The organism is Methylobacterium sp. BE186 (assembly GCF_031457035.1).
GTDB lineage: Bacteria > Pseudomonadota > Alphaproteobacteria > Rhizobiales > Beijerinckiaceae > Methylobacterium > Methylobacterium segetis.
On the sequence record NZ_JAVDVV010000002.1, the window covers coordinates 41,473 to 54,325 of the forward strand.

The 12,853-nt window shown below is 74.8% G+C and carries 12 protein-coding genes; 6 read left to right on the plus strand and 6 right to left on the minus strand.

Going from position 1 to position 12,853, the window contains the following annotated elements:
* Nucleotides 1-7: 7 nt before the first annotated feature.
* Nucleotides 8-709 (minus strand): hypothetical protein, encoded by a 702-nt coding sequence (locus tag J2X36_RS02325; protein WP_310345689.1) that lies wholly within the window; start codon nucleotides 707-709, stop codon nucleotides 8-10.
* 123 nt (nucleotides 710-832) lie between these two features.
* Between J2X36_RS02325 and purD the strand changes: the two genes are divergently transcribed.
* Nucleotides 833-2,116, plus strand: a complete 1,284-nt coding sequence (gene purD / locus J2X36_RS02330; RefSeq protein WP_132257208.1) for a phosphoribosylamine--glycine ligase — start codon at nucleotides 833-835, stop codon at nucleotides 2,114-2,116.
* A gap of 156 nt (nucleotides 2,117-2,272) precedes the next feature.
* Entirely contained in the window at nucleotides 2,273-2,413 is a 141-nt protein-coding gene (locus J2X36_RS02335; RefSeq protein ID WP_165937969.1) for a hypothetical protein, read from the plus strand.
* Nucleotides 2,414-2,478: 65 nt separating this feature from the next.
* On the opposite strand, the gene J2X36_RS02340 is transcribed toward J2X36_RS02335, so the two are convergent.
* Complete coding sequence (locus J2X36_RS02340) at nucleotides 2,479-4,629, minus strand: EAL domain-containing protein (RefSeq protein ID WP_310345695.1); 2,151 nt, start codon at nucleotides 4,627-4,629, stop codon at nucleotides 2,479-2,481.
* Between the two features lie 199 nt (nucleotides 4,630-4,828).
* Here J2X36_RS02340 and J2X36_RS02345 point away from each other — a divergent pair, with 199 nt between their 5' ends.
* On the plus strand, nucleotides 4,829-5,752 hold the full coding sequence (locus tag J2X36_RS02345) for an alpha/beta hydrolase (protein ID WP_310345698.1): 924 nt from the start codon (nucleotides 4,829-4,831) through the stop codon (nucleotides 5,750-5,752).
* 54 nt (nucleotides 5,753-5,806) lie between these two features.
* Here J2X36_RS02345 and J2X36_RS02350 read toward each other — a convergent pair whose 3' ends face one another.
* Both J2X36_RS02350 and J2X36_RS02355 read right to left on the minus strand, forming a co-directional pair.
* Nucleotides 5,807-6,511, minus strand: coding sequence for an SDR family NAD(P)-dependent oxidoreductase (locus J2X36_RS02350; protein WP_310345701.1), 705 nt, complete (start codon nucleotides 6,509-6,511; stop codon nucleotides 5,807-5,809).
* Nucleotides 6,512-6,560: 49 nt separating this feature from the next.
* The gene (locus J2X36_RS02355) at nucleotides 6,561-7,034 is read right to left on the minus strand and encodes a nucleoside deaminase (RefSeq protein WP_132256707.1); all 474 of its coding nucleotides are present in this window, start codon (nucleotides 7,032-7,034) and stop codon (nucleotides 6,561-6,563) included.
* Between the two features lie 222 nt (nucleotides 7,035-7,256).
* On the opposite strand from J2X36_RS02355, the gene J2X36_RS02360 reads away from it, so the two are divergent.
* The 3 genes from J2X36_RS02360 (at nucleotide 7,257) to rsmD (ending at nucleotide 10,397) form a co-directional block, all read left to right on the plus strand.
* On the plus strand, nucleotides 7,257-7,433 hold the full coding sequence (locus J2X36_RS02360) for a DUF1328 domain-containing protein (RefSeq protein WP_109895258.1): 177 nt from the start codon (nucleotides 7,257-7,259) through the stop codon (nucleotides 7,431-7,433).
* A gap of 136 nt (nucleotides 7,434-7,569) precedes the next feature.
* The gene (locus tag J2X36_RS02365) at nucleotides 7,570-9,831 is read left to right on the plus strand and encodes a pseudouridine synthase (protein ID WP_310345718.1); all 2,262 of its coding nucleotides are present in this window, start codon (nucleotides 7,570-7,572) and stop codon (nucleotides 9,829-9,831) included.
* Nucleotides 9,828-10,397, plus strand: a complete 570-nt coding sequence (rsmD, locus tag J2X36_RS02370) for a 16S rRNA (guanine(966)-N(2))-methyltransferase RsmD (RefSeq protein WP_132253909.1) — start codon at nucleotides 9,828-9,830, stop codon at nucleotides 10,395-10,397. The genes J2X36_RS02365 and rsmD overlap by 4 nt, the downstream gene beginning before the upstream one ends.
* Nucleotides 10,398-10,412: 15 nt before the next feature.
* On the opposite strand, the gene mutL is transcribed toward rsmD, so the two are convergent.
* Together mutL and J2X36_RS02380 are read right to left on the minus strand one after the other, a co-directional pair.
* Nucleotides 10,413-12,371, minus strand: a complete 1,959-nt coding sequence (mutL, locus tag J2X36_RS02375) for a DNA mismatch repair endonuclease MutL (RefSeq protein ID WP_310345722.1) — start codon at nucleotides 12,369-12,371, stop codon at nucleotides 10,413-10,415.
* A 59-nt stretch (nucleotides 12,372-12,430) separates the two neighbouring features.
* Nucleotides 12,431-12,757 carry a hypothetical protein gene (locus J2X36_RS02380; RefSeq protein ID WP_132253914.1) on the minus strand — a complete coding sequence of 109 codons (327 nt, stop codon included), beginning with the start codon at nucleotides 12,755-12,757 and terminating at the stop codon, nucleotides 12,431-12,433.
* Nucleotides 12,758-12,853 lie beyond the last annotated feature (96 nt).

Sequence of the window (12,853 nt, forward strand, 5' to 3'; positions counted from 1 at the left end):
CTGCGATTCACCAGAGGGAAAACTCGGTGGCGAAGTCCGTCGCCTTCAGGCGCCGGCAGGTCCCGGGCTCCGCCCGGCAATCGGCCCGCGGCTGAAGCGACAGGCGACCGCCCGGCCCCGTCTCGAAGCGCAGGGGCACGGGCGGCTCGTCGCTCTTGGCGTAGGCGAGGCTCACCTCGACGCGCAGGAAATCGAACTGCGTGCGGTCGGCGTAGAGGATGAGGTCGCGCGAGACCGTCTCGCCCGGATTGAGGTCGGAGGGCTCGGCCGGCCCCTCCGTCGCGCCCTCGAACAGGGTGCCGTGGCGCAGGATCACGCTGCCCGGCTCCCCGAGCGCGTAGTCGCGCGCCGCGCCGACGCTGGCCGAGCCCGCAAGGCTCGCCGCGAAGGCCCCCTCCCGGCCGGGATCCGTGCCGAAGCGGGCGCTGATCCCGACCACGTTGTAGGTGAGGCCGAGGATGCGCACGCCGGTATGCCCGACATTGGTGCGGGTGAGGGTGGAGCGGATCGCGATCCGGTCGCCGCGCTCGCCGGCCTTCACGAGGTCGGTCTTCACCGAGACGGCGGGCGGCTCCAGGCCCGGCTTGATCCGGGCCTCGTAGATGAAGGTGTAGACCGCCCAGGCCCCGGCCGCGACGATGGCGAGCGTCTGGGTGAGGCTCGCGGCCCGCTCGATCGTGAGCGGCCCTCGCCCGCCTGCCTGCTCCATGGGCGCCCTCCATCCCCAGGCGGGGAAACCGCGGCCCCGGAGTGCCGTTCCCGTGCACGACCTCGCGCGCCGTGTCGGATTCTCCTTTCCTCCGGGCCGGTTTTTGAGGAAAACCCCGGTCCCATGAACATCCTTCTGATCGGTTCGGGCGGGCGCGAGCACGCCCTCTCCTTCGCGCTCGCCAAGAGCCCGCTCTGCACCCGCCTGTTCACCGCGCCCGGCAATCCCGGCACGGCCCAGCACGGCGAGAACCGGCCCGATCTCGCGGTCTCGGACCACGCGGCGGTCCGCGCCTTCTGCGAGCAGGAGGGGATCGGCCTCGTGGTGGTGGGGCCCGAGGCGCCCCTCGTCGCGGGCCTCGTGGACGATCTGACGGAGGCCGGCATCCGGGCCTTCGGGCCGACGAGGGCCGCCGCCCGGCTCGAAGGCTCCAAGGGCTTCACCAAGGATCTCTGCGCCGCCTACGGCATTCCCACCGCCGCCTTCGCCCGCTTCTCCGCGCTCGATCCGGCCCTCGCCTACCTGCGCGAGCGGGGCGCGCCGATCGTCGTCAAGGCGGACGGGCTCGCCGCCGGCAAGGGCGTCACCGTGGCCGACACCCTCGACCAGGCGGAGGCCGCCCTGCGCGCCCTGCTCTCCGAGCCCGGCGCCGAGGTCGTGATCGAGGAATGCCTCGTCGGCGAGGAGGCGAGCTTCTTCGCCCTCTGCGACGGCACCCGCGCCATTCCGGTCGGCACCGCCCAGGACCACAAGCGCGTCTTCGACGGGGACCGGGGGCCGAATACCGGCGGCATGGGCGCCTACTCGCCCGCCGCCATCGTGACGCCGGAGATCGAGCGCGCCGTGATGGACACGATCATCGCGCCGACCCTCAGGGGCATGCGCGAGCGAGGCACCCCCTTCACCGGCATCCTCTATGCCGGGCTGATGCTGACCGAGGAGGGGCCGAAGCTCATCGAGTACAACACCCGCTTCGGCGATCCCGAGGCCCAGGTGCTGATGCCGCGCCTCGCCTCGGACCTCGTCCCCGCCCTGCTCTCGGCCTGCGACGGCGATCTCTCCGGCGTCGCCCTCGAATTCGACCCGCACCGGGCCGCGCTCACCGTGGTGATGGCGGCGGCGGGCTATCCGGGCACGGTGGTGCGGGGATCGGAGATCCGCGGGGTCGCGGAGGCGGCGGCGAGCGACGCCGCCTTCGTCTTCCAGGCCGGCACCCGCGCCGAGGGCGACCGGCTGCTCGCCGACGGGGGCCGCGTCCTCGCCGTCACCGCCCTCGGCGAGAGCGTGGCCGAGGCGCAGGCCCGCGCCTACGCGGCGGTCGCGCGGATCGACTGGCCGGAGGGGTTCTGCCGCCGCGACATCGGCCAGCGCGCCGTCGCCCGCGAGGCCGCGGGCCGGGGCGTCTAGGGCCGTCCGGCGGAGCGTGGCATCCGGGGCGCACCGGCCCGGGAAAACGCTCCGCCGGCCCTCCGGTTACCCCGCGTTCACCCTGTTCCGATTGAATCGTGTCGGCAGTGCCCGGCAGAACGGGTGCGCCTCAGCCGAATCACGAGAGCCCGGTCGATGTCCCACGCGCTGGCCCAGTTCCTCCTCACGGTCGCCTCCGTCATGGCCGGCATCCTGTTCCTGGACGCGGTCGACGCGCCCGCGCGCAAGGCCGCCCGACGCCTCGCCGGCGTCGCGAAGGCGCTCCAGGGCAAGTAGCAGGGCCAGCAGCGGGGCAAAGAGCGGGGCAAGTCGCAGGGGACGTCGCAGGGGACGTCCGGGGCTCAGGCGGCCGCGGCCTCCTGGGCAGCCTCCTGGGCGCCCTCCTGGGCAGCCTCCTGCGCGGCCCGCCGGCGCAGGCCCGCCAGCATCTCGCCGACCTCGCGGGCCGGCCGCGGCGGGCTGAACAGGAAGCCCTGGATCTCGTCGCAGCCCTCGGCCCGCACGGCGGCGAGCTGGTCCGGCGTCTCGATGCCCTCGATCACCGTGGTGATGCCGAGATTGGCGCCGAGCCCGACCAGCGCCCGGATGATCGGCCCCGATTCGGCGAGGTGGCCCGCGTCGCGCACGAAGGAGCGGTCGATCTTGATCTTGTCGAAGGGGAAGCGGCGCAGGTAGCTCAGGCTCGAGTAGCCGGTGCCGAAATCGTCCATCGAGATGCGGATGCCGGTCCGGCGCAGCAGGTGCAGCGTCTCCAGGTTCGCCTCGGTGTCGTCGAGGAGGACGCTCTCGGTGATCTCGAGCTCCAAACGCTCGGGCCGCAGGCCGCTCGCGGCGAGCGCCAGCAGCACCGTCTGCGCGAAGGCGCGGTGGCGCAGCTGCACCGCGGAGACGTTGACGGCGAGGCCGACCTCGGCGGGCCAGGTCGCCGCGTCCCGGCAGGCCTGGTTCAGCACCCACTCGCCGAGCGGCACGATCAGCCCGGTCTCCTCCGCGATGGGGATGAAGGTCGCCGGGCTGATCAGCCCCTGCTCCGGGTGGCGCCAGCGCATCAGCGCCTCCAGCGTCCTGACGCCGCCGCTGCCGGCCTCGACCAGGGGCTGGTAATGCAGCTCGAAGGCGTCGCTGACGAGGGCCGCGCGCAGGTCCCGCTCCAGGGTGCGGCGCGCCTCGGCGGTCTCGTCCATCGCCGCCGCGAACAGGCAGGCCTGCCCGCGCCCCGCGCCCTTGGCGTGGTAGAGGGCGGTGTCGGCGTTCTTCAGGAGGCGCTCGACATCCTCGGTCTCGGCCCCGGCCAGGGCGAGGCCGACGCTCATGCCGATCTCGACCGAGTAGTCGCCGAGCTCGTAGGGCGCGCTCACCACGGCGATCAGGCGCTCGGCGAGCGTCAGGGCCCCCTGCGCGTCGGCGACCCGGTGCATCACCGCGAACTCGTCGCCGCCGAGGCGGGCCACGAGGTCGCCGCCGCGCACGTTGGCGCAGAGCCGCTCGGCCACCGCCCGAAGGAGCGCGTCGCCGACGCCGTGGCCATGCGTGTCGTTGACCACCTTGAACCGGTCGAGGTCGAGGGCGAGCATGGCGAGGCGCTGCCCGCCCTCATGGCGCCCCTCGGCCATCAGGTCGGTGCCGCACTCGCGCAGGGCCGTGCGGTTCGGAAGGTCCGTCAGCGCGTCGTGGCGCGCCATGTGGGCGATGCGCGCCTCGTTGCGGCGGCGCTCGGTGATGTCCTCGAAGGTCGAGACCCAGCCCCCGCCCTCGATCGGGCGGTAGCACACGGCGAGGATGCGCCCGTCGGCGAGCTCCCGGTGGATCGGCGCGGCCTCGTCCGCGGTGATGGCCAGCCGCGTCCCCTCGCACAGGCTGTCGACCGTGACCTCGCGCCGGTAGCAGCCCCGCGCCACCAGGATCGTGCAGAGGTCGCGCTGGCTCATCCCGAACTGGACCGCCTCGGGTGGCAGGCCGAAGATCTCCCGATAGCGGTGGTTGCAGACGACGAGCCGCGCCGCGGCGTCGAACATGCACAGGCCCTGGACCATGTTGCTCAGCGCCGCCTCGAACAGGCGGTTCTGCTCGGCGAGCCGCAGGTTCGAGGCCCGCAGGTCGCCGAGCGCCGTCGAGAGGGCGCTGCGCGCCGCCCGCTCGGCGCTCACGTCGGTGCCGACGCCCCGGTAGCCCTCGAAGGCGCCGTCCCGCCCGAAGCGGGGCTCGCCGCTGATGCGCAGCCAGCGCGTGCCGCCGTCGGGATGGGAATAGGGATAGTCGAAGTCGCGAAAGCCCTCGCGCCGCGCCATCGCCTCGCGATAGGGTCTCCAGTGGTTCTCGTCCTCGCCGTTCACCGAGATCGCGTGGCGGGACCGGCCCATCAGCTCGGCCACGTCCCGCCCGAGGAAGCGGCCGATGCCCGGGCTCAGGTAGGTGAAGCACGCATCCGCCCCGGTCTCCCAGAACCAGTCCGAGGCCACCTGCGCGTAATCTTCCAAGAGTTGTAGGGGCATCGAACCACCGTCGCGGAACGTGCCGATGTTGCTGGGTATGTCTTAACAATTGTTCTCGGATCAATTCTACGCACACTGCACACTATTCGGGCTGCAACGCGAAGAATCTATGCAGGAGCCGGAGCCGAATCGGCCCGGACGGGTTCAACACGCGCCGGATTTCATCGGGCGCCGGCCATGGGGCAGGGGGAGACGATCGATGACGGACGATGCCGGGAGCGTGGATCTCTTCCCGGGCTTCGAGTCGCTCTGGCTCGAGGGGCTGGGCGGGCGCGCCTTCGCGCGTGCCGGCGGCCCGGCGGAGGCGCCCCCGCTCCTCCTCCTGCACGGCTTTCCTCAGACGCACGCGATGTGGCACCGCCTCGCCCCCGATCTCGCGCGCGACCATCGGGTGATCTGCCTCGACCTGAAGGGCTACGGCTGGTCGGCGGCGCCCGCGGGAGGCCCCGGCCACGAGGCCTACGCCAAGCGCGAGCTCGGGCGCGAGATCGTCGCGCTGATGGAGCGGATCGGCCACGTCCATTTCGCGCTCTGCGGGCACGACCGCGGCGCCCGCGTCGCCTACCGGCTCGCCCTCGACGAGCCGGGCCGGGTCGCCCGCCTCGCCCTCCTCGACATCGTGCCGACTCTCGTCCAGTGGGAGCGGATCGAGGCGCATCCCGGCATGAACCCGCACTGGCCGTTCCTGGCCGGCCCGGCACCGGGGCCGGAGGACGAGATCCTCGCCCGCGGCCCGGACGCCTATTACGAGGGCCTGCTGCGCGACTGGTCCCGCGCGAAGGACCTCTCCGCCTTCGCGCCGGGGGCGCTCGCCCTCTACCGGCAATCCTGGAACGTGCCCGAGCGCATCCACGCGATGTGCGAGGATTACCGGGCCGGGGCGGGGCCGGACCGCGCGGCCGACGCGGCCGACCTCGCGGCCGGGCGCACCCTGCCGATGCCGGTCCTCGTCCTGTCGAGCGACGCCTATCTCGAGCGGGGCAAGCCCGAGACGGCCCTCGCCACCTGGCGGCGCACCTTCGCGCCGCAGGCGACCGGGGAGGTCGTCGTCTCCGGCCATTTCCTCGCCGAGGAGAACCCGTCCGCCACGCTCAAGGCCCTGCGGGCGTTCCTGGCCGGGTGACGTCTCCGAACGGCCCTCCCTCTCCCGAACGGGAGAGGGAGGGCGGCGCGAGGGTCAGAACCGCTCGACCCAGGGGCGGAGCGCGACCTCGGAGGTCCAGGCGCTGCGGTCCTGGCGCAGGAGGTCGAGATAGGCCCGGGCGATGGCGTCGGGGTCGAGGGTGCTGTCCGGCGCGTCCGGCGGCTCGCCGCCGCGGGCCGGGTTCCGGATGGCGCCGTCGATGACGACGTGCGCGACGTGGATGCCCTGCGGCTGCAACTCGCGGGCGAGGCTCTCCGAGAGGCCGCGCAGGGCGAACTTGCCCATGGCGAAGGGGCTCGACCCCGCAAATCCCTTCACGCTGGCCGAGGCGCCGGTGAACAGCAGCGCCCCGTGCCGGGCGGGCAGCATCCGGCGGGCGGCCGCCTGCGCCACGAGGAAGGCGCCGTAGGCCGTCACCGCGAGCGCGCGCTCGACCGCCTCGGGATCGAGGCCGACGAGGGGGCCGCGCAGGCGCCCGCTCGCATTGTAGACCACCACGTCCGGATGGCCGCCGAGCGCCGGTTCCAGCCGGGCGAACAGGGCCTCGACCTCCGCGGGCCGGCTGGCGTCGCAGGCATGGATCGCGGCGCCCGTCTCCGCGGCGAGGTCGCCGAGCTTGGCGACGTTGCGCGCGGCGAGCCCCACCCGCATCCCCTGCCCCGCGAGGAGCCGGGCGAGCGACGCGCTCAGGCCGGACCCGGCGCCCACGATCAGGGCGCGCTCGTAAGGGGGTGTCATCTCGCTCCTCCTGTCTCGCGCGGCCTGCTGCCGGGATCCTGCACGCCCCTCAGCCCCGCCTGTCCGCGAAGAAGGCGCGCAGCAGGGCCGCGGCCTCCGCCTCGCGCAGGCCCCCGTAGACCTCCGGCGCGTGGTGGCAGGTCGCTTGGTTGAACACCCGCGGCCCGTGCTCGACGCCGCCGCCCTTCGGGTCGGGGGCCGCGAAGTAGAGCCGCCGGATCCGCGCGAACGAGATCGCGCCCGCGCACATCGGGCAGGGCTCCAGCGTCACGTAGAGGTCGCAGCCGCTCAGCCGCTCGTCGCCGAGGCGGGCGCAGGCGGCGCGGATCGCCAGGATCTCCGCGTGGGCGGTCGGGTCGCGCAGCGCCCGCGGGCGGTTGTGGGCGACGGCGAGGACGGCGCCGTCCCGCACGACCACCGCGCCGACGGGCACCTCGCCCTCGCCGGCGGCCCGGCGGGCAGCGTCCAGGGCGAGGCTCAGCGGGTCCGGGGAGCGATGGTCGGGATCGGGCACGGGCCGCATTCTAGGGGCGGGCCGGCGGCGGGGGAAGCGCCGCCGGAGGCCCCGCCCGGACAACGCCCGGCTGCATCACGCCCCGAGGCCCGAGGAACTGAAGGGCGCCCCCGGCGTAAAGTCGGGGCGTGAAAGACGCCGCCGGACGCACGGAGCCGGCGGCGTCGGCATCCGGAACCGAGGGCCTAGCTTGGCCGTTGAGCCGGCAACATCGAAGTCACGGAGAGCACCATGATCGGTTGGGCAGTCACCTTCCTCGTCGTCGCCGTCATCGCGGCCCTGCTCGGGTTCGGCGGCATCGCGGGCACCGCCATGGAGGCGGCCAAGATCGTCTTCTTCGTCGCGATCGCCCTGTTCCTCATCTCCGCCGTGTTCGGCGTGATGCGCGGCCGTTCGCCGAGGCTCTGAGGCGCCCCGGACCCCGAAGACGGACATGCGTGACGAGGCGGCCCTTGCGGCCGCCTCTTCCATTTCCGGGGCGCTGCGCGGGCGCGGTTGACGCATCGGCCTCGCGCGGCCCGCCCGCCTCTGTTATGGGGCGCCCATGAACGCGACCCCGCCCGACGACACCCCCGACATCCCCGAGACCGACCCGCCCGCCGCGCGGCCGGAGGAGCCTGCCGCCTGGGCCCCCGCCACCGACGCGGGCGTGCCCGGCCCCGATTCCGAGGCGCCGCGGCCGCGCCGCAAGGAGAAGGCGGCCAAGCCCCTCGCCGTGCGCCGGAGCGAGCCGCGGGCCAAGGCGCAGGCGCGGGAGGCGCAGGGAAGCGAGACAGAGGGGGGCGAGGCGCCCGCCTCGCCGGACCAGGGCACCCCGGAGGGCGAGCGCATCGCCAAGGCGATCGCGCGGGCCGGCGTCGCCTCCCGCCGCGACGCGGAGGCGATGATCGCGGAGGGGCGAGTGCTCCTCAACGGCGAGGTCCTGGCCTCGCCCGCGATCAACGTGACGGAGGCCGACCGGATCGTCGTCGACGGCGAGCCCCTGCCCGCCCGCGAGCGCACCCGGCTCTGGCTGTTCCACAAGCCCCGCGGCCTCGTCACCACGGCCCGCGACCCGGAGGGGCGCCAGACCGTGTTCGAGACGCTGCCGGAGGATCTGCCCCGCGTCGTCGCGGTGGGCCGGCTCGACATCAACACCGAGGGGCTCCTGCTCCTCACCAATGACGGCGGCCTCGCCAAGGTGATCGCCCATCCCGACACGGGCTGGCTGCGCCGCTACCGGGTGCGTGCGCACGGCGAGACGACCCAGGCCGAGCTCGACCGGCTGCGCAAGGGCGTCACCATCGACGGCATGGAATACGGCCCGATCGAGGCCAGCCTCGACCGGATGCAGGGCGACAACCTCTGGCTGACGCTCGGCCTGCGCGAGGGCAAGAACCGGGAGGTCAAGCGCATCCTCGAGCATCTGGGATTGGCCGTGAACCGGCTGATCCGCCTCTCGTTCGGGCCCTTCCAGCTCGGCGACCTGGAGGCCGGCCTCGTCGAGGAGGTGCGCACCAAGGTGCTGAAGGAGCAGCTCGGCCCCGGCCTCTCGGCGCAGGCCGAGGTCGATTTCGAGAGCCCGGTGCGCGAGCCCGTGACCCCGTTCGGCTCGCCGAAGGGGGCGGCGCGCGAGGCGGCCGCCGCCGCGCGCGGAGCCGCCCGCACCGACAGCCGCCGCGAGGCGCCGGGCCGGCGCGGCGCCGAGGCGCCGCGGACCGGGCGCGGCGGGCCGGCGGCCTCGCCGGTCCGGCCGCCCGCGCGCGTGCCCACCGGCGGCATGGGCCCCGGCCCCCGCCGCTCCGTCTGGCGGGCCGACGAGACGGACGGCCCCGCCCCCTTGCGCGCCGCCAAGGTGCCCCGGCGCGGCGCCGACCCGAAGGCGGAGCGGGCGGCCGCCGCCGAGCGGGGGCGCGAGCGCGTCGGCTCGATCCGCACCGGCGAGCGCCGCGTGGTGGTCGAGCGCCTGCAGGCGAGCCCGCCGGAGCCGGCCCCCGAGCCGCACCGCCGCACCCGGTTCGCCACGATCGACCCCGCGACCGGCACCCGGAAGTTCCGCCGCGCGGACGGCACTGAGGGTGGCTCCCGCGAGGGCGCGTCCCGAGAGCGCCCCTCCCGCGAGGGCGTCAGCGACCGCGCGCCGCCCGAGCGGCGCGGGCCGTCCGGGGAGGCGCGCCTGACCCGCAGCGGCCCGCGCGCCGAGCGCCCGGACAGGGAGCGTTCGGACCGCGAACGTCCTGCGCGGGAGCATTCTGCCCGGGAGCGTCCTGCCCGCGAGCGTTCGGACCGGGAACGCCCGTCTCAGGATCGCCCGTTCCGCGAGCGTCCGCCCCGCGGCGAGGCTTCCCGCGGCCAGTCTTCGCGCGGCGAGTCTTCGCGCGGCGGCCCCCGGGCCGAGACCGGTGCCCGCTGGCGCCAGGAGGGCGGCGAGGGCGAGGCGCGCCGGTCGAGCGGTCCCCGCTCCGGCCCCCGGGGTGAGGGCAAGCCCGGCGGCTTCGGGGCCAAGCCCGGCGGCTTCGGAGCTAAGCCTGGCGGCTTCGGAGGCAAGCCGGGAGGCCGGTTCGGCGACAAGCCCGGCGGCGGCTTCCGCGGCAAGGCGGAGGGCCGGTCCGACGCGGCGTCCGGCGGGCCGCGGTCCGGTGCCCGCTCCGGCGCCCGGGGCGAGGGCAAGCCCGGCGGCTTCGGGGCCAAGCCCGGCGGCGGGTCGGGCCCGCGGGCCGGCGGCAAGCCGGGTGGGGGCAAGCCCGGCGGCTTCGGAGGCAAGCCCGGCGGCTTCGGGGGCAAGCCGGGCGGCAGGCCCGGCGGCAAGCCCCGCGGCGGCCGGTGAGGATCGTCGGCGGCGCGCTCCGCGGCCGACGCCTCGCCTCCCCCCGCACCGAGGCGATCCGGCCGACCTCGGACCGCCTGCGCGAGGCCCTGTTCAACGTCCTCGCCCACGCCTACGCGGACGCGGTCTCGGGGGCGCGGGTGCTCGACCTCTTCGCCGGCACCGGCGCGCTCGGCTTCGAGGCGCTCTCGCGCGGGGCGTCCTACGCGCTCCTCGTCGACGAGGGCGCGGAGGCGCGCTCCCTCATCCGCCAGAACATCGAGGCGCTGGGGCTCGAGGGCGTCACCCGCCTGTTCCGCCGCGACGCGACGAAGCTCGGCCCGGCCGGTCCGGCCGGGCGCTTCGGCCTCGTCTTCTGCGACCCGCCCTACGGCCGCGACCTCGCCCCGAGGGCCCTCGCCTCGGCGGCGCAAGGGGGGTGGCTGGAGCCCGGCGCACTCGCCGTCATCGAGGAGGCGGCGGAGGCCGCGCTCACCCTGCCGCCGGCCTTCGAGAGCCTGGAACGGCGGGTCTACGGGGACACGGCGGTGATGATCGCGATCTACGCGGGAGGCCGCGAAACGTGATCGCTTGGGGCCTGCTCAACGGCGCCCGAACAGCTTCTCGATGTCGGCGAGGCTCAGCGTCACGAAGGTCGGGCGGCCGTGGTTGCACGAGCCCGAGAGCGGCGTCGCCTCCATCTCGCGCAGGAGGGCGTTCATCTCCTCCGGCCGCAGGCGCCGGCCCGCCCGGATCGAGCCGTGGCAGCTCATCCGCGAGAGCACGGCGTCGAGCCGCCGCCCCAGCGGGCCGCCGCCTTCCGTGCCCGCCTCGCCCCCCTCCTCCAGCCCGCTCTCGGCCAGCGCGTCGAGGATGTCCGTGACGAGGGCGCGGATCGAGGTCCGGCCCAGGGCGGCGGGCACCTCCCGCACCAGCACGGCGCCGGGGCCGAAGGCCTCGATCGCGAGGCCGAGCCGGTCGAGGTCGGCCGCGGCCGCGACGAGGCGCTCCGCGTCGTGGGGCGCCATCTCCACCACCTCCGGGATCAGCATGCCCTGCCGGGCGATGCCGCCCTCTGCCCGCTCCCGCTTCAGCCGCTCGTAGACGAGGCGCTCGTGGGCGGCGTGCTGGTCGACGAGGACGACGCCCTCGCGGGTCTGGGCCACGATGTAGGTCTCGTGGAGCTGCGCCCGCGCCGCCCCGAGCGGATGGTCGAGGGGCTCGCTCTCGGAGGGCGCCGCGCGCCAATCGGCCGCCGGCGGGGCCAGGGGCGGATCGGACGGGCCGGGTTCGAGGAGGGCCTGCGCCGCCTCGCCGAAACCCTCCGCCTCCGGTCCGGCCTCGGCCGTCTCGCGGCGGAACTCGGCCGGTGCCCCGAAGGAGGGCGCGCGGCCGGGAAAGAAGCTCGGCCGGGTCGGGCGGAACAGGCTCGGGGCACTCGCGCCCGTATGGGTGCGCAGCGGCGCAAGACCACCCTCCGGCAGGGCCGCCCCCACCGGCCGCAGGGCCTCGAGCGCGCGGGCGGCGCCCGTCGTGGCGGAGCGGGCGCCGCCCCGGCGCAGGGCCTCGTGGATCGCGCTGACGATCAGGGCGCGCACGAGGCCGGGGTCGCGGAAGCGCACCTCGGTCTTGGCCGGATGCACGTTCACGTCGACGAAGCCCGCGTCGCAGGTGAGATGGAGCGCCAGGACCGGGTGCCGGTCCGAGGCCATGGTGTCGGCGTAGGCGCCGCGCACGGCCCCGAGGAGCAGCCGGTCGCGCACCGGCCGCCCGTTCACCGTGAAGTGGATGTGGGTGGCCGACCCCCGGTGGAAGGTCGGCAGGCCGACATGGCCCTCGAGCGCGAGGCCCTCCCGCGCCATCGAGAGCGGCAGCGCGTTCGGCCCGAAATCGGGCCCGAGCACCGCCACGAGCCGACGCAGCATCGCGGCCGGTCCCCCCTCCGTCTCGGCGGGGAAGACGATCGGCTGGCCGGATTCGGTGCGGAGCGTGAAGCGGATCCCGGGCTCGGCCACCGCGAGGCGGCGCAGCATGTCGGCGATGGCCGCCGTCTCCGCCCGGTCGGATTTCAGGAATTTGAGGCGGGCGGGCGTCGCCGAGAACAGGTCCGCGACCTCGATGCGGGTGCCGCGGGCGGCCGATGCCGGCCGCACCTCGCCCTTGAGGCCCGCATCGACGGTGAGGCTCGCGCCGGAGGAGGCTTGCGCCGTGCGGGTGGTGATGGTGAGCCGCGCCACGGCGGCGATCGAGGGCAGCGCCTCGCCGCGAAAGCCCAGGGAGGCGATGCGGGTGAGGTCCCCGTCCGGCAGCTTCGATGTGGCGTGGCGCTCCACCGCCAGCGCCAGATCCTCCGGATCCATGCCGATCCCGTCGTCGACGACCCGGATCAGGCGGCGCCCTCCCCCCTCGATCGTGACCTCGACCGAGCGGGCGCCCGCGTCGATCGCGTTCTCTACGAGTTCCTTCACCGCCGAGGCCGGGCGCTCCACCACCTCGCCCGCGGCGATGCGGTCGACGAGGATCGGGTCGAGGCGGCGGACCGGGCGGGCGGGGCTGGGCATGGCCGCGCCATTATAGGGGCCGGCTCGCTCCCGCGCGAGCCGGCCCGCAATCGCGTGCCTCAGCGCGTGTAGGTGAAGGTGCTGATCTGGCAGACGTTGACGTTGTTGCGCACCAGCGAGGCGCCGTTCTCGAACACCGCCTTGAAGTCGTAGCGGCAGGCGCCGGAGCCGTCGTCGATGTTGATGTCGAAGGTCTCGCCGTCATCGATCACGTCGCGGCCGAGGATGTCCTCCTCCCACTCGTTCGTGCCGGTCGTCGAGGCGTAGAAGTGCTTCATCGCCATGCCGGTCCTGTTGACGATGTCGACGTGCCGGTTGGCCGCCGTCGCGGCCTCACCGGCGAGAAGCAGCAGCCCGGCCGCGCCGAGCAGAGACGAAATGCGCATGGTCCAATCCCCCGAATCGACCGTCGTTGCGGCCGAGCTCGGGCGTAGCGCAGTTCAATTGTCGTTCCAAGTATAGGGCGCCGAACGAATTCTGTT

Excerpts from the sequence above, each read along its gene's own strand:
- J2X36_RS02325 (WP_310345689.1), bottom strand. The coding sequence starts at position 709 with ATGGAGCAGGCAGGCGGGCGAGGGCCGCTCACGATCGAGCGGGCCGCG.
- purD (WP_132257208.1), top strand. The coding sequence starts at position 833 with ATGAACATCCTTCTGATCGGTTCGGGCGGGCGCGAGCACGCCCTCTCC.
- J2X36_RS02335 (WP_165937969.1), top strand. The coding sequence starts at position 2,273 with ATGTCCCACGCGCTGGCCCAGTTCCTCCTCACGGTCGCCTCCGTCATG.
- J2X36_RS02340 (WP_310345695.1), bottom strand. The coding sequence starts at position 4,629 with ATGCCCCTACAACTCTTGGAAGATTACGCGCAGGTGGCCTCGGACTGG.
- J2X36_RS02345 (WP_310345698.1), top strand. The coding sequence starts at position 4,829 with ATGACGGACGATGCCGGGAGCGTGGATCTCTTCCCGGGCTTCGAGTCG.
- J2X36_RS02350 (WP_310345701.1), bottom strand. The coding sequence starts at position 6,511 with ATGACACCCCCTTACGAGCGCGCCCTGATCGTGGGCGCCGGGTCCGGC.
- J2X36_RS02355 (WP_132256707.1), bottom strand. The coding sequence starts at position 7,034 with ATGCGGCCCGTGCCCGATCCCGACCATCGCTCCCCGGACCCGCTGAGC.
- J2X36_RS02360 (WP_109895258.1), top strand. The coding sequence starts at position 7,257 with ATGATCGGTTGGGCAGTCACCTTCCTCGTCGTCGCCGTCATCGCGGCC.
- J2X36_RS02365 (WP_310345718.1), top strand. The coding sequence starts at position 7,570 with ATGAACGCGACCCCGCCCGACGACACCCCCGACATCCCCGAGACCGAC.
- mutL (WP_310345722.1), bottom strand. The coding sequence starts at position 12,371 with ATGCCCAGCCCCGCCCGCCCGGTCCGCCGCCTCGACCCGATCCTCGTC.
- J2X36_RS02380 (WP_132253914.1), bottom strand. The coding sequence starts at position 12,757 with ATGCGCATTTCGTCTCTGCTCGGCGCGGCCGGGCTGCTGCTTCTCGCC.